The sequence below is a fragment of the Neisseria sp. DTU_2021_1001991_1_SI_NGA_ILE_055 genome, from assembly GCF_032342915.1.
Lineage (GTDB): Bacteria > Pseudomonadota > Gammaproteobacteria > Burkholderiales > Neisseriaceae > Neisseria.
This window is the reverse complement of the sequence record NZ_CP135440.1, coordinates 1140704-1158462: the sequence shown is the minus strand read 5'-3', so window position 1 is coordinate 1158462 and position 17759 is coordinate 1140704. Positions and strand designations below refer to the sequence as shown.

The following is a 17759-nucleotide window of genomic DNA, read 5'->3' as shown; positions in this document are numbered from 1 at the left end:
CGGATACAAAGTTTCAGACGGCCTGATAACAACAATTATCTACAAACTACAAAACCTTACCCGACTCCGAATAAAAACAATAACCCGGTCGGAATAGAGAGAGAAACCGGCGCGGCGACGTTACAGATGCCTGCTGCCATTCATCCGATTTCCGCTTCAGGTCAGCTTTGTTTTCACGAGTCCGGTATGTTCAGACAGGACAGCCTGATTATGTTGAAATTCATCATCAAACGGATATGTGCTTCCATCCCGACCATGCTGGTGTTGATTACCGTATCGTTTTTCCTGATGCGGCTCGCACCGGGCAGCCCGTTCACAGGCGAACGCAATTTACCGCCTGCGGTCATGGCCAATATTGAAGCCAAATATCATCTCAATGATCCGATGTACCTCCAATATTTCCACTACCTCAAGCAGTTGGCGCAGGGGGATTTGGGGCCGTCGTTCAAATATAAAGATTTCAGCGTTAATGAGTTGCTTGCCCAATCCCTGCCGGTATCGGCGGAACTCGGCTTCTACGCCTTTTTGATTGCCGCCATCTTCGGCATGTTTATCGGCATCATCGCCGCCTTAAAACAAAACAGTTGGCTGGATTATGCGCTGATGAGCGGTGCGATGACCGGTATCGTCGTTCCCAGCTTTGTGATGGCGCCGGTATTGGTGCTGGTGTTTGCCGTCAGACTGCAATGGCTGCCTGCAGGCGGCTGGAACGATGGCGCACTGATGAACTTGATTTTACCTGTCGTTACTTTGTCCATCGGTTATGTGTCCAGTATCGCGCGGATTACGCGCGGCGCGATGATTGAAGTATTGAACAGCCCCTTTATCCGCACGGCACGCGCCAAAGGCCTGCCCATGAGCCGTATCATTCTGCGCCATGCGCTGCGTCCGGCCATGCTGCCGATTGTTTCTTTCTTAGGCCCGGCATTCGTCGGCATCATCACCGGCTCCATTGTGATTGAAAACGTGTTCGGTATTCCCGGCGTCGGACAATTGTTTGTCAACGGCGCGCTCAACCGCGACTACGGCATGATTTTGGGTTTGACGATTTTGGTGGGCATTATGACCATTTTGTTTAACGCCATCCTCGATATCCTGTATGCCATTATTGACCCGAAAATCCGTTATTAATCCCATTTGCGCAAAGGCCGTCTGAAACGTTCAGACGGCCTGAAGAAAGAAGAAAAAGCGAGAGAGAACATTATGTTATTCAAAAAGAAGCAGACTCAGGCCCTTGCAGAGGCAGCAGAATACGCCCAAGTACACGGCAAAAGCCTGTGGAGCGACGCATGGCGGCGTTTTAAACAGAACAAAGCGGCGGTGTACAGCATTATCATCCTGTTGCTGATCAGTATTTTTGTGATTGTGGCACCATGGATTGTCCGCTACACCTACGACTTCACCGACTGGGACAATATGCAGATTCCACCGTCCTTTTCTACTCATCACTATCTGGGTACAGATTTGCTCGGCCGCGATTTGCTGTCGCGTGCGGCAACCGGCGGACGTATCTCCTTGCTGGTCGGTGTGGCCGGCGCATTGGTGGCCGTTGTCATCGGTACGCTTTACGGCGCGATTGCCGGCTTTATCGGCGGTAAGCTCGATTCACTGATGATGCGCTTTTTGGAAATTTTGAACGCATTTCCATTTATGTTTTTCGTCATTCTGCTGACCACATTCTTCGGCCGCAACCTGCTTTTGATTTTTGCCGCCGTGGGTTTGGTGTCTTGGTTGGACGTGGCGCGTATCGTGCGCGGCCAAACCTTGAGCTTGAAGCATAAAGAGTTTGTCGAAGCGGCGCGTGTGAGCGGCGTGGCAAAACGTAAAATCGTAACACGCCACATTATTCCGAATGTTTTGGGCGTGGTGATGGTGTATGCCTCTTTGTTGGTGCCGGGCATGATTATGTTTGAATCCTTCTTGAGCTTCTTGGGCTTGGGTGTGCAAGAGCCGATGACTAGTTGGGGTTCGATGCTGCAAGAAGGCGCGATTTCGATGGAAGCCGCACCATGGCAGCTGCTCGTACCGAGTTTCTTCCTGGTAACCACTTTGTTCTGTTTCAACTTTATCGGCGACGGCCTGCGCGATGCGCTTGACCCGAAAGACCGCTAAACCACAACCAAAAGGATAATCAAAATGACAAAACAGTTACTGGTTGTAGAAAATTTGGACATCAATTTCGAACTGCATGAAAAAACCGTGCACGCCGTGCGTAATGTCAGCTTTAAAGTGGCAGAGGGCGAAACATTGGCTTTGGTCGGCGAATCCGGTTCGGGCAAGTCGGTAACGTCCATGTCCATCATGCGTCTGCTGCCTGAAAAATTTGCCCGATATAGCAAAGATTCGCGCATTACGTTTGACGGCATTTCCATTTTGGATGCCGATGAGAAAACCTTACGCGATTTGCGCGGCAACCGCATCAGCGTGATTTTCCAAGAGCCGATGACTTCCCTCAACCCATTTATGCGCATCGGTACGCAGCTGATTGAAGCGGCGCGGGTACACAATAAAAAGCTCGGCAAAAAAGAGGCAGGACAAAAAGCATTGGCATTGTTGCAACGGGTTGGCATCAAAGAAGCCGAACGCCGCATGAAGCAATATCCGCACGAGTTTTCCGGCGGTCAGCTGCAACGCATCATGATTGCCATGGCGCTCATCAATGAACCCGACCTGCTGATTGCCGATGAGCCGACCACCGCTTTGGATGTAACCATTCAAGCCGAGATTCTCGATTTGCTCCATGACTTGCAACAGCAAATGGGCATGGCGATTATCTTCATTACCCACGATTTGGGTTTGGCGGAACACTATTCCAAAACCGTCTGCGTCATGCGCAACGGAGAAATTGTCGAACGCGGCAAAATCAAAGAAGTATTTGCCCATCCGAAACACGAATATACTGCCGAACTCATCAATGCCATTCCCAAAGGCATGAAAGAGCCGGAAGAAAACAACGCCGGTGTGTTAATCGAAGCCGATAATGTCCATGTTTCTTTCGTATTGAAGCAAAACTTTTTCGGCAAACCGCTCAAAACTTTTGACGCCGTCAAAGGCATCAGCCTCAAAATTAAAGAAGGCGAAACATTGGGCGTTGTCGGCGAGTCCGGTTCCGGCAAATCCACGCTGGGCAAAGCCGTCATGCAGATGCTGCCTTATACCGGCAATATTTCCTTTGAAGGCAAAGACCTGAAAAACTATACCGCCGAAGAAGCACGCCGTCTGAAATCGCAACGGCAAATTGTGTTCCAAGATCCGTTCGGTTCGCTTTCCCCGCGTCTGACCGTTGGCGAAATTATCGGCGAAGGTTTGACGGTTCATCATCCTGAAATGACCAAAAAAGAACGTATCCAGCGCGTTTTGGAAGTCATGAAGGAAGTGTCCCTGCCGCTTGACGCGCTCAACCGTTATCCGCACGAATTTTCTGGCGGCCAGCGTCAGCGTATCGCCATTGCACGCGCCGTTATCCTGCGCCCGAAATTCATCCTTTTGGACGAGCCGACCTCTGCACTTGACCGTTCTGTACAATCCAAAGTGGTCGAACTTTTGCGCGATTTGCAGAAGAAATACGGCCTGACTTATATGTTCATCAGTCATGACCTGTCTGTCGTGCGCGCCGTCAGCGACAATGTGATTGTGATGAAGCAGGGCGAAATGGTCGAGTACGGCAGCGCGGATCAGATTTTCCACCATCCGCAAAACGACTACACCAAACGTTTGATTAACGCCGCGTTTGATTTGTAGAAAAGGAAAAGGCCGTCTGAAAAGAGATTTTCAGACGGCCTTTTTAAGCGGAGGCTTTTTTCATTTAATTAGCGCTGCTATTGCCTATGCCTTGGCGGCATCCAATGCCTGTGCCAAGTCGGCAAGCAAATCATCGATATGCTCGATACCCACGCTCAGGCGTACCATGTCGGGGCTGACGCCTGCTGCGGCGAGTTCTGCATCGTCAAGCTGACGGTGAGTCGTTGTAGCAGGATGGGTAGCCAGCGATTTGGCATCGCCGATATTCACCAAACGCAGGAAGAGTTGCAGTGCGTCAATGAACTTCGCGCCGGCTTCACGACCGCCTTTAATGCCGAAACTCAGCAAACCGGAGGCTTTTCCGCCGTAGTCGCGGTCAATCAAGGCTTTATACGGACTGTCGGGCAGGGCAGGATAGTTCACCCATTCAACCTGCGGATGTTTCTTTAAGAATTCGGCTACTTTTAGGGCGTTTTCGCAATGACGTTCCATACGCAGGGCGAGGGTTTCCAAACCTTGAAGCAGTAAAAATGCGCTGTGCGGAGACAGGGCGGCACCGGTGTTACGCAATGGGACGACACGGGCACGGGCGATATAGGCGGCCGCACCAAAATGTTCGCAGTAGTTTACGCCGTGGTAAGACGGATCAGGCTGATTGAAGGTTTTTTCAAAACGCGGATTGCCTGCCCATTGGAATTTGCCGCCGTCGATAATGGCACCGCCAATCGTTGTACCGTGACCGCCGATGTATTTGGTCAGGGATTGGATAACGATGTCGGCGCCATGCTCGATGGGGCGGAACAATGTGGGCGTAGCGACTGTGTTGTCCACCATCAGTGGCAGCCCTTGAGCGTGCGCGGCTTGGGCGAATGCTGGAATATCAACGACATTGATGGCGGGATTGCCGATAGATTCGCAATACACCAGTTTAGTACGGCTGTCGGTATTGGCGGCGATTTCTTCGGGTTTGGCTGGATCGATAAAGCGTACTTCAATGCCTTGGCGCGGCAGGCTGTGGGCAAAGAAATTGTACGTGCCGCCGTAGAGGGTTTTGGTTGCAATGATGTTGTCGCCTGCTTCAACCAAGGTTTGAACGGCATAGGTAATTGCAGCCATACCGCTGGCGACAGCCAATGCGGCGATACCGCCTTCCAAACGGGCAACGCGTTCTTCCAAAACGGCAGTGGTCGGGTTCATGATACGGGTGTAGATATTGCCCGCTACATCAAGGTTAAACAAGTCTGCGCCGTGTTGCGTATTGTCGAAAGTGTAGGAAGTGGTTTGGTAAATGGGGACAGCAGCGGATTTGGTAGTCGGTTCGGATTGATAGCCTGCATGCAGGGCAATGGTTTCCCGTTTCATTTAAATATCCTTGTAGCGATTAAATAATGATAAATAGAGGCCAGCAGATTCGGATTTGAAGGGCAAACTTTCCATAACGGAAAAAGTCCGGTATGCAGTATATAGCCTTTCCTACAAGAAAGATTACCATGAACTACACGCAACTGACCCAAGAAGAACGATACCACATTCAAGACCTGTCCTGCCACCACACCATCATCGAATGACACCTCATCACAATACCGTTTACCGCGACCTTCTCCAAGATAAAAGCAACGGCGGTACTCTGTGGTAATATCTCGAAATATGCAGCAAACCCTACCGCAAACGATACGGCGACACACAGACCTGAAGCAAAATGCACAATTGCGTCGGCATAGGAAAAGCCCAGCATGGTTGAGAGAAAATTCCGCATTGGTGATGGGTAGGCTGATGCCATTGACGGCAAAGATTAGAAAAGCGGAGACCTTCGCAAAAGTCCCCCAAGTCTCTAAATGTCTGGGTAGGACTTTAGGGATTTGGGGGAATTTTAAAGGTATTAGGCTGTCTGAAACTGAGTTATAGAAAGTTTCAGACGGCCTTTACGGGATTCTTTGGATTTAAAAATAAAAAAAGACTTGAATCATCAAGTCTCGCATTTCATTTTCACTAGATAAAAAAATATTAAGAATGGCGGAAGCGGTGAGATTCGAACTCACGGAGGGCTATCAACCCTCGACGGTTTTCAAGACCGTTGCATTAAACCGCTCTGCCACGCTTCCGTTCTTGAAGCCGTAATATTAATGGAACTTACGGCCTTTGCCAAGTGATATTTTAGGGAAAATATCTAGTATTTTGTTTTTATTTAGATTGTTCTTCACGCATGAATACCCATTCGGCTTCGTTTGAAGCTGCTTCATTGAATGAATAGCCCTCGTAGTCGAAATTTTTGAGCATTTCAGGCTTGGTAATGCCGTGTTCTGCCGCGTAGCGTACCATCAAACCGCGCGCACGTTTGGCGTAGAAGCTGATGATTTTGTATTTGCCGTTTTTCTCGTCTTTAAAAATCGGCGTAATCAGGCGTGCGTTGAGTTTTTTGGTGTTGACGGATTTGAAATATTCTTGTGAGGCGAGGTTGATTAAAACGTCACTGCCGGCCTGCTTCAGCGTTTGGTTGAGCAGGTCGGTAATTTTATCGCCCCAAAATTCGTAGAGGTTTTTACCGCGCGAGTTGGCAAAGGCCGTGCCCATTTCCAAGCGGTAGGGCTGCATCAAGTCGAGCGGGCGCAGTACGCCGTATAGGCCGGAGAGCAGGCGGACGTGTTGTTGCAGGTAGTCGATTTGCTCCGGTTTGAGCGTATCGGCGGCAATGCCTTCATAGACGTCGCCGTTGAACATAAATACGGCCTGCTTGGCGTTTTCCGGTGTAAACGGCGTGTGCCATACGGCATTGCGTTCAGCGTTGAGCAGGGCGATTTTGTCGGAAACGTGCATCAGCTCGGCGATTTGCTGGGGGGCAAGCTGACGCAACTCCTGCATCAGGATTTCCGCTTCGGGTAGAAGGTCGGGCTGGGTAAAGCTGCTAACGGGGGAGGGGTCTTTTTCGTTGAGGTTTTTGGCTGGGGATAAGACAAAAAACATAATAATTTCGGCTTTGAAATGAATAATGTGTGGGATTGTAGGTTTAAAATCGAGGAAGAACAAGACGGGCTAAACGCATTAATTGAATGCTTTTATTGAAACGTATTTCTGTTGAAAGTAAAATTCGAAGCTTCCACCTGTTTCTGACATTTCTATTTGAGGAGAATATCATGTCTAAAACCATTATCCATACTGACAAAGCCCCTGCCGCGATTGGTGCATACAGTCAGGCAGTCCGCGCAGGCGATACGGTTTATATGAGCGGACAGATTCCTTTGGATCCGGCCACGATGACTGTGGTCGGTAATGGCGACTTCCGCGCCGAAGCCGTGCAAGTATTTAAAAACCTGCAAGCCGTAGCCGAAGCGGCCGGCGGTTCTTTAAACGATATCGTCAAACTCAATGCTTATTTGACCGATTTGGCCAACTTTGCCGTGTTCAATGAAGTGATGGCTGAATTTATCGAACAACCTTTCCCTGCGCGTGCGGCGGTTGGTGTAGCCAGCCTGCCTAAAGGCGTTCAGGTTGAAGCGGAAGCAGTATTGGTTTTAAACGCATAATTGATGTTTCAGACGGCCTGGGCTGGGCTTGAGGCCGTCTGAAAAGAATAACAACGGAAAACAATAATAATGGCACATTACGCAATCGGAGACATTCAAGGCTGCTTTGACGAACTGACTTTGCTGCTTGCCAAAATCGGCTTTAATCATGGTACGGACACCCTTTGGCTGGTCGGCGATATTGTCAATCGCGGCCCGAAGTCATTGGAAACCCTGAAATTTGCCAAAGAGCACGACAGCAGTGTGCAAATGGTTTTGGGCAATCATGATTTACATCTTTTGGCCGTCGGTTGCGGTGAAGGAACGCTCAAGCGTAGTGATACGGTTGAGCCGATTTTGACCCATCCCGAGAGTCAATCCCTATTGGACTGGCTGCGTCATCAGCCGCTTTTGGTGCGCGGCAACAGGCATGTGATGGTGCATGCCGGTATTTTGCCGCAATGGTCGGTTGATAAGGCCGAAAGCCTTGCCCGTGAAGCCGAGGATGAATTGCAAGGTAAAAAATACAGGAAATTTTTTGGCAAAATGTACGGTAACAAGCCGACTGCGTGGACGGATGATTTGACCGGCTACGAGCGCCTGCGGATGATTGTCAATGTCTTTACGCGTATGCGTGCGCTGACGTACAAAGGCGAATTGGATTACGAATATAAATCCACTTTGAAGAAGATGCCGCTTTACCTGCGCCCTTGGTTTAAAGCGCCTGATAGGCAGAATTTGGATTATATTACCGTGTTCGGGCATTGGTCGTCGTTGGGCTACGTTAATACAGACCAAGTGATTGCTTTGGATACCGGCGCGTTGTGGGGCGGAGAGCTGACAGCGGTCAATTTGGATACCAATGAAGTGATACAGGTACCGTCTTTGGGTGGATTGGACTGGAAAACGGCATTGAAATAGTTTGGATAAGATGAAAGGCCGTCTGAAATGTTTCAGACGGCCTTTTTGTATTGGTTAATCCAAAGAAGGCAGGAGTTTGCCCGGATTCATGATGCCATAAGGGTCAAGCTGATTTTTGATGGCATGCATCAGAGCAAGTTCGGCCTGTGTGCGCACTCGGGGCAGCCAATGTTTTTTGATGATGCCTACGCCGTGTTCGGCAGCAATCGTACCGTGGCAGGCAAGGATGTTTTCATAAACGATGGTATTGACGGCGTCTTCGTATTGGTAGGCTTCGTTGCTCAATACATTGGGCAGGAATGTATTGTAATGCAGGCTGCCGTCGCCTAAATGTCCGAAGCAGACAATTTGTATGCCGGGGAAACGGGTTTTCAGGGCAGGGGCGCATTGGCGGACAAAGGCTGCTACTTGGGCGATAGGGACAGCGATGTCGTGTTTGATGCTGGTGCCGAGTTTGCGTTGGGAAGCAGAAATATTTTCACGCAAGGTCCATAAGTCGGAGCGCTCTTGCTCGGATTGCGCCAAGATACTGTTTTCCCATCCGTTTTGATAGAGAAATTCGGCAAGCTTTTCATCCAAACCTGCGTCGGGAACAGAGTCGGCAAGTTCAATCAAAATATGCCATTCTGCATCGGCAGGCTTTTTGAGTTGGCTGAATTCCGAAGATAAATCGAGGGCAAAGCGGCTGATCAGCTCGAAGCTGGTCAAGCGTTCGGCAAAATGGCCTTGTACCGCAGTTAAAAGCGAGACGGCAGATTCAATATCATCTAGGCCTACCCATGCGGTCGCTTTGGTTTTGGGCTGGGCAAAGAGTTTGAGTGTGGCGGCGGTAATGATGCCTAATGTTCCTTCACTGCCGATAAAAAGATGGCGCAAGTCGTAGCCGGTCGTGTTTTTGTGTAGGGGCTGAAGGTGGGAAATCAGTTCGCCGTTGGGTAAAACGACTTCCAAACCCAATACCAAATCACGCATGCTGCCGTAACGCAAGACATTCAAACCGCCGGCATTACAGGCGATATTGCCGCCGATTTGGCAAGAGCCTTCGCTGGCAAGGCTGAGCGGAAACAGTCGTCCGGCTTCGGCTGCCGCCTTTTGAGCATTTTGCAAAATCACGCCGGCCTCAACCGTCATGCTGTTGTCGGCAAGGTTGATATCGCGGATGCGGTTTAGCTTGGAGAGGTTGAGCAGTATACCTTCGGTGGTTACCGTTGCACCGCATAATCCTGTATTGCCGCCTTGCGGGGTGACGCGGATGCGGTTTTCAAAACAGAAACGCATGATTTTCTGCACACTTTCGACAGAGTTCGGCTGTAAGACAATATCCGGCGAAGAAACAAAACGGCGGCGTTGGTCGTTTAACAAGGCCGGAGTGGCTTCGATGATTTCAGAGGCGGAAAGAAACTCAGCAAAACGGTCGTGAAGGTGCATGGCAGTCAGGCGGAAAAGTCGGGAAGGGGAGTGAGAGGAATGTAAAAAAGCAGGATACGCAATGGTATCCTGCTTTTTTTATATTCAAAAGAATATTATTTAGCAGCTTCAGAAGCGGCAGAAGCAGCGGCATCAGTAGCAGACGCAGCAGCTTCAGTAGCAGACGCAGCGGCTTCAGTAGCAGAAGCAGCAGCTTCGGTAGCGGCAGAAGCAGCGGCATCAGCAGTAGAAGCAGCAGCTTCAGTAGCAGAAGCAGCGGCTTCAGAAGCAGCAGAAGCGGCAGTTTCAGCAGCTTTATCAGCACCGCCACAAGCGGCCAAAGCTAAAGACAACAAAGCAGCAGCGAACAGAGATTTTTTCATTTTTAAGAACCTTTTTTAAATCGATTTAAACTAAAAATAGCCGTCAGACGGCCTATACAGTAGAAATTCATTGCTGAATTTTTCAATATTATGCCCCACGGGATAGGTCAATGCAACGTTGCGTAACCGTTTGCCGGCTAAAATCAATACGAAAATAGTGAAAATAATGTAAATCATATTGGCGCGCGAAAAATCATCTGAAAATATTCATTATTGATGAAGATTTTAAAAATACATTGTATTCAATGGGTTGTGTATTTTTATTTGTTATTGGTTTTAAGGGTTTGGAATGTTTTTGCTTTGGGGAAGTTTTTTGTAATTTAATCACTTTGTGTTGTGAAAAAGCAACTTCTGCGTATTGAAATCATTTGATTTTGCTTTTTTATATAGGCTTTTATCTTTTTGTCGCATTTGAACGGGGTATTTATTAAAGCAAGCCGATTGTTTGGTTGCGGCTGTGATAGAATAACCGTAGCGTAACTTTTAAATATTGATTAAGGACGGCATGATGTCTATTGTTAAAAATTCCGTAGTTTCCCTGCATTATGAAATGTACGATGCCAACAACCAACTGTTGGACAAAACCGAAGAGCCGATTGCTTACCTGCATGGCGGTTATGACGGTATTTTCCCTTTGGTGGAAGAAGCGTTGCACGGCAAAAATGTAGGCGATACCGTCGAAGTGGCTTTGTCGCCCGATGATGCTTTCGGCGAACAAGATCCTGAGCTGGTGCGTATTGAAGATGTCAGCGTGTTCCCTGTTGAAGTCGAAGTCGGCATGATGTTTGAAGCCGATGATCCGGAAACCGGCGATGTATTGATTTATCGTGTAACCGATGTTGCCGACGGCAAAGCCGTGGTGGACGGCAACCATCCTTTGGCCGGTATGAAAGTATTGTTCAAGGCGACTGTTGAGGGCGTGCGCGATGCGACCGAGGAAGAAATTGCCCACGGTCACGTACACGGTCCGCACGGTCATCATCACCACTAATCAGGCTTAAAGCATGATAAAGGCCGTCTGAAAAGGAATGAAATCCTCCTTTTCAGACGGCCTTTAAGTTTTTACAAGACAGATAAATAGGAAATTTTGGCTCAGGTCAAATCAAGCGGGGAAATATGGGGTTTGTTTGAGACTACAATGAATTACATATCACGGTGCGGCAGAATCTGTATTAAGATTCAGATATTGGTAAAACAGGCAGAATGCAATGAGTGAAACATTGGAGCAGCAGGCGGTGCAGGCCGGTATTGATTTAGGTTATCACGACATCAACGGCACTTATCATGTGACCAAAACGGAAGTTTTGGAATCGATTGTCGCTGTTTTGGATAAAAGCAAACCGGATTCAGACGACCTTTATTTGAATACGATGGTTGCGCATGAAAACGGCGAAGAATCTTTACAGATGCCGTCTGAATTTCATGGTGCGGAAGCGGTCGTATTGATTGATGAAGCAGATAAATGTCAGACCTTGACTGTGTATCCGGGCGACAACGATACGCTTTGGATTAAGCTGCCCCAACTGGCTTGCGGTTATTACACCTTGTCGGCCGAGACCGGCGGCAAAAGTTGCCTTGTGCGCCTGATTGTTGCGCCTAAATCGGTTTATCAGCCTAAACTGCTTGCCAATGGCGGACGGATGAATGGTTTGACCATGCATTTGTACAGCCTGCGTTCTGAGCGTAACTGGGGCATAGGCGACTTTACTGATTTGCTGAACCTGATGAAATATGCAGCGGAGAAAAAGCTGGATTTTGTCGGTATCAACCCTTTGCACGCTTTGTTTACCAGCAAGCCCGCCTTTGCCAGCCCGTATAGCCCTTCTTCGCGCGAATGGCTCAATCCGATTTATTTGGATGTTGAGAAGGTCGGTGCGTTTACTTATAACGAGCAACTGAAAAACTGGCTGGCGCAACCGAAAATCCGTCAGCGCATCGCTGCTTTGCGTATCACGGAAACGGTAACTTATACCGCGGTTTGGGCGTGCAAGCGTGATGCGCTGCACATGGCGTTTAACGCGTTTGAACAGGATACTTGCGAAGCCGCGGAAAATGAGCGCGCTGCATTTGAAGCGTTTGTATTAGAAAAAGGCAAAGCTTTGCAGGGCTTCGGTTTGTTTGAGGCTTTGGACCAGTATTACAGCCGTCCCGGGCAAGTGGGTTGGCAGTCATGGCCGTCTGAATTTCATCAACCCGATGGCGAAGCGGTAGAAAAATTCGCGCGCAACCATGAACGTGAAATCCGTTTTTATATGTGGCTGCAATGGCTTTGCGCGGAGCAGTTGCGCGAAGTCAACCAAGCCGCTGCCGAATACGGTGTCAAACTCGGCATTTACGGCGATTTGGCAGTCGGCGTGGCGCGCGGCAGCGCGGATACTTGGTTAAACCGCCAAGATTATTGTATGGACTTGTCAGTCGGCGCGCCGCCCGATCCTTTGGGGCCGACAGGGCAGAATTGGGATTTGCCGCCGCTTAATCCGTTGATGTTGAAGCATACGGGCTATGAAAAATTTGCCCATCTGTTGCGCGAAAACATGCGTCTGTATGGCGTATTGCGGATCGACCATGTAATGGCATTGTGCCGTTTGTGGTGGGTTTTAAACGGTAAAACAGCAGATTTCGGCGCGTATGTGCATTACGATGCCGAAGTGATGTTTGCTATTTTGGCGTTGGAAAGCCGGCGCAACCGTTGCGTCATTATCGGCGAAGATTTGGGGACGGTACCTGACGAAGCCCGCCATCTGCTCAACCGCTATCAGGTGTTCTCGTACAAAGTAATGTATTTCAGCAAGGGCTGGAACGGTTTCCAATTGCCGGAAGAATACCCCGAGCAGGCGATTACGGTCATCAGCACCCACGATGTTGCGCCCTTGGCGGGCTATTGGACAGGCAAAGATTTGGATACGATGTTCAAACTCGGTACTCTGCCCGATGCAGCCGCTTTTCAGATGGCCTTGGACGAGCGCGAACACGATAAAGCCGATTTGCTGGATAAATTGAAAGAAACCGGCTGTCTGGGTGCAGACATACAAATGCCGGCAAAAGCCGATGAAACCTTGCTGGCGGCTTTACACAAATACGGCGCATTGAGCCGCAGCAAGCTTTACGCCGTACAGCTGGAAAACCTGCTGGGCGTCATTGACAATCTGAATGTCCCGGGTGTAACCGAAGGCTATCCGAACTGGGCGCAGAAAATGCCGGTTTCTTTGGAAGATTTCCTACAACACCGCCTCATGGGCGGCCAACTTGCCATTATTGACGAGGTACGCATGAAAACAAACAGCCAAATCAAGACTTATCATGAACTTGACCAAATTGAGCGCGATACGGTCGAAAGCCTGTTTCTTGCCACCCATAGCGATGTATTCGCTTATCTGGGACGACACCGCCTTGCAGAGGGCGATGAAGTAGTACGCGTTTTGATTCCCGGCGCAGTAAGCGTGGATATCGTGAACCGCCGCAGCGGCGAACTCATTGTGCCGTCTGAAAAAATTGATGAACGCGGTTTCTTTGTGGCCGTCTTGCCCGATGATGCGCCCGATTACGCTTTGCGTATCCGTTACACCGAAGACACCGAGCCAGTGATTGAAGAAGACCCTTATCATTTCAGCTCTGCGTTGCAAGACATGGATTCCTGGCTGTTGGCCGAAGGCAAACACCTGCGTCCTTATGAGACTTTAGGCGCGCATTTTGCCGAGTTGGACGGTGTGAAGGGCGTACGCTTTGCCGTCTGGGCGCCCAATGCGCAACGCGTTTCCGTTATCGGCGAGTTCAACAACTGGGACGGCCGCCGCCATGTGATGCGTTTCCACCGCGACAACGGCATTTGGGACATCTTCATTCCTGCCGTCAAACTCAATGCCCTATACAAATTTGAAATCCGCGATGCCAACGGCAATGTGCGCGAAAAAGCCGACCCGTATGCTTTCGGTGCGGAACTGCGCCCGACCACGGCATCTATCGTGCGCGGTTTGCCTGACGAAGTGGAAGAACCGGCCTTCCGCGCCCGTGCCAACGCCATTGATGCGCCGATCAGCATTTATGAAGTACATTTGGGTTCGTGGAAGCGCAATCCGGAAAACAATTACTGGCTGACTTACGAAGAGCTGGCCAAAGAGCTGGTGGCATACGTCAAAGACATGGGCTTTACCCATATCGAGTTCCTGCCTGTTTCCGAATATCCGTTTGACGGCTCATGGGGCTATCAGGCAACCGGTTTGTATGCGCCGACCAGCCGTTTCGGTTCGCCGGAAGAATTGCGCGCATTGATTAAAGCCGCGCACGACGAGGGCATCAGCGTTATCCTCGACTGGGTGGTCGGCCACTTCCCGACCGATGATCACGGCCTAGCCAAATTCGATGGCACCGCGCTGTACGAACACGCCGACCCGCGCGAAGGCTACCATCAAGACTGGAATACCCTGATTTACAACTTTGGTAGAAACGAAGTGAAAAACTTCCTGCAAGGCAACGCCCTGTATTGGATAGAACGTTTCGGCTTCGACGGTATCCGCGTTGACGCGGTTGCTTCCATGATTTACCGCAACTACTCGCGCAAAGACGGCGAGTGGATTCCGAACCAATACGGCGGCCATGAAAACCTTGAAGCCATCGCTTTCTTGCGCGATACCAACACCATGTTGAAAGAGGAAGTTCCGGCTGCGACCGAAATTGCCGAAGAATCTACTTCATTTGCCAATGTGACCCGTCAAGAAGGTTTGAACTTCAGCTTCAAATGGAATATGGGCTGGATGAACGATACCTTGCGTTACATGATGGAAGACCCCATCAACCGCAAATATCACCACAACAAAATGACCTTCGGCATGATGTACCAGTACAGCGAAAACTTCGTCCTGCCGCTCTCACACGATGAAGTCGTGCACGGCAAACGTTCGCTGCTCGGACGGATGCCCGGCGACTGCTGGCAACAATTTGCCAACCTGCGTGCCTACTATGGCTTTATGTACGGCTTCCCCGGCAAAAAACTTTTGTTTATGGGCAGCGAGTTTGCACAAGGCCGAGAGTGGAACTACAACGAAGGATTGGATTGGTTCTTGCTGGAGCAAGAGGGCGGCTGGCACAAAGGCGTACAAGACTTTGTGCGCGAATTGAACCATGTCTATAAAGACACCGCGCCACTTTACCAGCTTGACCAATGGCCGGAAGGCTTTGAGTGGTTGGTTGCCGATGACGGCAATAATTCCGTATTCGTCTTCGAGAGACGCGACCGCGAAGGCAACCGCGTTATCGTCATCAGCAACTTCACGCCAGTAGTACGCGAAGGCTACCGCTTCGGTGTGAATTCCGCCGGCGAATACCGCGAAATCCTCAATTCAGACGACCTGCATTACAAAGGCAGCGGCGTTTCTGCCGGCGCAACGGTGGAAACAGAAGAAGTTTGGTCGCATGGTAAACCAAATTCCCTGTCTGTGACCGTACCGCCGTTGGCAACCGTTTACCTGTATCAGGCGGCAGTCAAAGACGAAGCGTAAATCAACTTTGAAGGTGGGCATCATGCCTGTCCAATCAGCTGAAAATTAAAGATAGTGACATCAATATGACTCAAGGCCGTCTGAAAGATTTTCAGACGGCCTTATATTGGACACGAAGCCAAATACATACCAAGGAATCATTCTATGTCTGCCAAATCATGGCATATCGAGGAAGGCAAGCCTTATCCCATGGGCGCGACCCTGACAAGCAAGGGCGCGAATTTCACCTTGTTTTCCATCAATGCCGAAAAGGTCGAATTGTGTCTGTTTGATAAGGATAAAGAAACCCGTTTGGAGATGCCTTCGCGGCGCGGTTCGGTATTTTACGGATTTGTTCCAGACGTTAAGGCAGGGCAGCGATACGGTTTCCGCGTGTATGGACGTGAAAACGCAGAATACGGCTCATGTTTCAATCCCAACAAATTGCTGATTGACCCGTATTCCAAAAAAATTGACGGCAAACCAAGCTACCGTAACGCCGAAGAAATGGCATGGTTCAGGCCGGAAGATGAACGCGACAATGCCGCCGTTGCGCCAAAAAGCGTCGTGGTCGGACGCAGCCGATTCAATTGGGCCAAAGATTGCCGTCCGGAAATACCGTGGGGCAAAACCGTTATTTATGAAGCCCATGTCAAAGGGTTGACCAAGCAATTCCCTGATTTGAAGTATGCAGGCACTTATAAAGCCTTGTGCGATAAACGGGTTTTAGCCTATTTGCAAGAATTAGGGGTAACGACGGTCGAGCTGCTGCCGATTCATTTTCATCTGGATGAATACCATCTTCAGCAGATGGGCTTGAGCAATTATTGGGGCTACAACACTTACTCCCATTTTGCCGTCGAGCCGTCTTATGCCGACAATCCCGAACGTGCGGCGGCAGAGTTTAAACAAGCGGTCAAAGCCCTGCATCAGGCAGGTTTGGAAGTGATTTTGGATGTCGTGTACAACCACACGGCCGAGCAGGACGACAAAGGCCCGATGCTGTGTCAGCGCGGTATCGACAACACCTTATGGTATTGGCACACCCCTTACGGCAATTATGAAAACTGGTCGGGTTGCGGCAATACGCTCAATATTGTCCGGCGCGATGTTACCCGTTGGGCGGCAGACAGCCTGCGCTATTGGGCGGAAGAGTTTCATGTCGACGGCTTCCGTTTCGATTTGGGAACCGTATTGGGACGCGAACCCGATTTCCAATCGTACGGCCGTTTTTTCCAAGTCCTGTATCAAGACCCTGTGTTGGCCGGTTTGAAACTGATTGTCGAAGCATGGGACATAGGCGAGGGCGGCTATCACTTGGGTAATTTCCCGCAACCTTTTGCCGAATGGAACGGCCGTTTCCGTGATGATATGCGCGCGTTTTGGTCATGGGAAAGCGGCAATTTGGGCGCATTTGCCGAACGCTTGGCTGGGTCGTCCGATATTTTCAACCACAGCGGCCGCCACCCGTCCGCCAGCATCAACTTCATCACTGCACACGACGGCTTCACTTTGCGCGATTTGGTCAGCTATAACGAAAAACACAACGAAGCCAACGGCGAAAACAACCGCGACGGGCATAATGAAAACATCAGCTACAACCACGGCGTAGAAGGCGAAACCGATGATGAAGAGGTTTTGCAAAATCGTGAATACACCTCCAAAGCGCTGCTTGCCTCCTTGTTTTTATCCAACGGTACGCCCATGCTTTTGGCGGGCGATGAGTTCGGCAACAGTCAGCAAGGCAACAACAACAGCTACTGCCAAGATAATCCGATTACATGGTTGGATTGGCAAAATGAGCCCCATGAGTTACAAAATTACACTCAAGCGCTGATACGCGTACGCAGCCGAATCAAGCTGCTGACAGATGATTGCTGGTGGGAAAAAGAGCGTGTGCAATGGCTCAATGCGGACGGCAGCCCGATGACCGAATATTGTTGGCACAACAGGGGCAGCAAGGCGATTCAGGTTGTTTTGGACGATGAATGGCTGCTGTTGGTCAATGCCAAACGTAGTCGTCAGTTATTTAACCTGCCTCAAGGCAATTGGGAAATTTCTTGCGTACCATCTGAGAAATTTAATTACGAAGAGGCTGGAAAATGTGTTGTCGAACACATGGGGATTTGGGTTTTACATAAAACGAATTAAATGAAAACCAAGCCGTTATATTGTTAACTCTTTGATATTTTGTCTGTATCCGTTGAGCCGAAGCTTGCATGGCATAAATGGAAATGCTGATAAGATGATGAGTGGTTTAATTTGTAATTAAATGTTTTATAAAGAAAAAATAATACGGAGTGGAATCTTTCAGTTATAATCCGTATCAAACC

At 49.6% G+C, this 17759-nt stretch carries 12 protein-coding genes, 1 tRNA gene and 1 pseudogene; 9 read left to right on the top strand and 5 right to left on the bottom strand.

Features of this window, described 5'->3' with window-relative positions; translation table 11 throughout:
- Positions 1–210 precede the first annotated feature (210 nt).
- From oppB to RRV97_RS05415, 3 genes are all read left to right on the top strand, one after another.
- The gene (gene oppB, locus RRV97_RS05425) at positions 211–1131 is read left to right on the top strand and encodes an oligopeptide ABC transporter permease OppB (protein WP_036490316.1); all 921 of its coding nucleotides are present in this window, start codon (positions 211–213) and stop codon (positions 1129–1131) included.
- Positions 1132–1203: 72 nt separating this feature from the next.
- The gene (gene oppC / locus RRV97_RS05420) at positions 1204–2112 is read left to right on the top strand and encodes an oligopeptide ABC transporter permease OppC (RefSeq protein ID WP_003683112.1); all 909 of its coding nucleotides are present in this window, start codon (positions 1204–1206) and stop codon (positions 2110–2112) included.
- 24 nt (positions 2113–2136) lie between these two features.
- Positions 2137–3741, top strand: a complete 1605-nt coding sequence (locus RRV97_RS05415) for an ABC transporter ATP-binding protein (protein ID WP_070873854.1) — start codon at positions 2137–2139, stop codon at positions 3739–3741.
- Positions 3742–3825: 84 nt separating this feature from the next.
- On the opposite strand, the gene RRV97_RS05410 is transcribed toward RRV97_RS05415, so the two are convergent.
- Positions 3826–5103, bottom strand: a complete 1278-nt coding sequence (locus tag RRV97_RS05410; protein WP_315612193.1) for an O-acetylhomoserine aminocarboxypropyltransferase/cysteine synthase family protein — start codon at positions 5101–5103, stop codon at positions 3826–3828.
- Positions 5104–5296: 193 nt separating this feature from the next.
- On the opposite strand from RRV97_RS05410, the pseudogene RRV97_RS05405 reads away from it, so the two are divergent.
- Positions 5297–5504 (top strand): annotated as a pseudogene (locus RRV97_RS05405) (IS30 family transposase); the annotation flags it as partial.
- 248 nt (positions 5505–5752) lie between these two features.
- Here the strand turns inward: RRV97_RS05405 and RRV97_RS05400 are convergent.
- Both RRV97_RS05400 and yaaA read right to left on the bottom strand, forming a co-directional pair.
- Positions 5753–5843, bottom strand: a tRNA-Ser gene (locus tag RRV97_RS05400).
- A 79-nt stretch (positions 5844–5922) separates the two neighbouring features.
- Positions 5923–6702: a peroxide stress protein YaaA gene (yaaA, locus tag RRV97_RS05395; protein ID WP_315612192.1), complete on the bottom strand. Its 780-nt coding sequence runs from the start codon at positions 6700–6702 to the stop codon at positions 5923–5925.
- Between the two features lie 170 nt (positions 6703–6872).
- Here yaaA and RRV97_RS05390 point away from each other — a divergent pair, with 170 nt between their 5' ends.
- Both RRV97_RS05390 and RRV97_RS05385 read left to right on the top strand, forming a co-directional pair.
- A complete protein-coding gene (locus tag RRV97_RS05390; RefSeq protein ID WP_003746001.1) occupies positions 6873–7262 on the top strand; it encodes a RidA family protein in 390 nt (129 codons plus the stop codon).
- A 69-nt stretch (positions 7263–7331) separates the two neighbouring features.
- On the top strand, positions 7332–8162 hold the full coding sequence (locus RRV97_RS05385; protein WP_049347976.1) for a symmetrical bis(5'-nucleosyl)-tetraphosphatase: 831 nt from the start codon (positions 7332–7334) through the stop codon (positions 8160–8162).
- Between the two features lie 54 nt (positions 8163–8216).
- Here the strand turns inward: RRV97_RS05385 and RRV97_RS05380 are convergent, their stop codons facing one another.
- Both RRV97_RS05380 and RRV97_RS05375 read right to left on the bottom strand, forming a co-directional pair.
- Complete coding sequence (locus tag RRV97_RS05380) at positions 8217–9590, bottom strand: FAD-binding oxidoreductase (protein WP_315612191.1); 1374 nt, start codon at positions 9588–9590, stop codon at positions 8217–8219.
- 95 nt (positions 9591–9685) lie between these two features.
- A complete protein-coding gene (locus RRV97_RS05375; protein ID WP_003746007.1) occupies positions 9686–9952 on the bottom strand; it encodes a hypothetical protein in 267 nt (88 codons plus the stop codon).
- A 508-nt stretch (positions 9953–10460) separates the two neighbouring features.
- On the opposite strand from RRV97_RS05375, the gene RRV97_RS05370 reads away from it, so the two are divergent.
- The 3 genes from RRV97_RS05370 (at position 10461) to glgX (ending at position 17577) form a co-directional block, all read left to right on the top strand.
- Positions 10461–10943 (top strand): peptidylprolyl isomerase, encoded by a 483-nt coding sequence (locus tag RRV97_RS05370; RefSeq protein WP_003683125.1) that lies wholly within the window; start codon positions 10461–10463, stop codon positions 10941–10943.
- Positions 10944–11160: 217 nt separating this feature from the next.
- A complete protein-coding gene (glgB, locus tag RRV97_RS05365) occupies positions 11161–15447 on the top strand; it encodes a 1,4-alpha-glucan branching protein GlgB (RefSeq protein ID WP_315612190.1) in 4287 nt (1428 codons plus the stop codon).
- A 144-nt stretch (positions 15448–15591) separates the two neighbouring features.
- Entirely contained in the window at positions 15592–17577 is a 1986-nt protein-coding gene (gene glgX, locus RRV97_RS05360) for a glycogen debranching protein GlgX (protein WP_315612189.1), read from the top strand.
- Positions 17578–17759 lie beyond the last annotated feature (182 nt).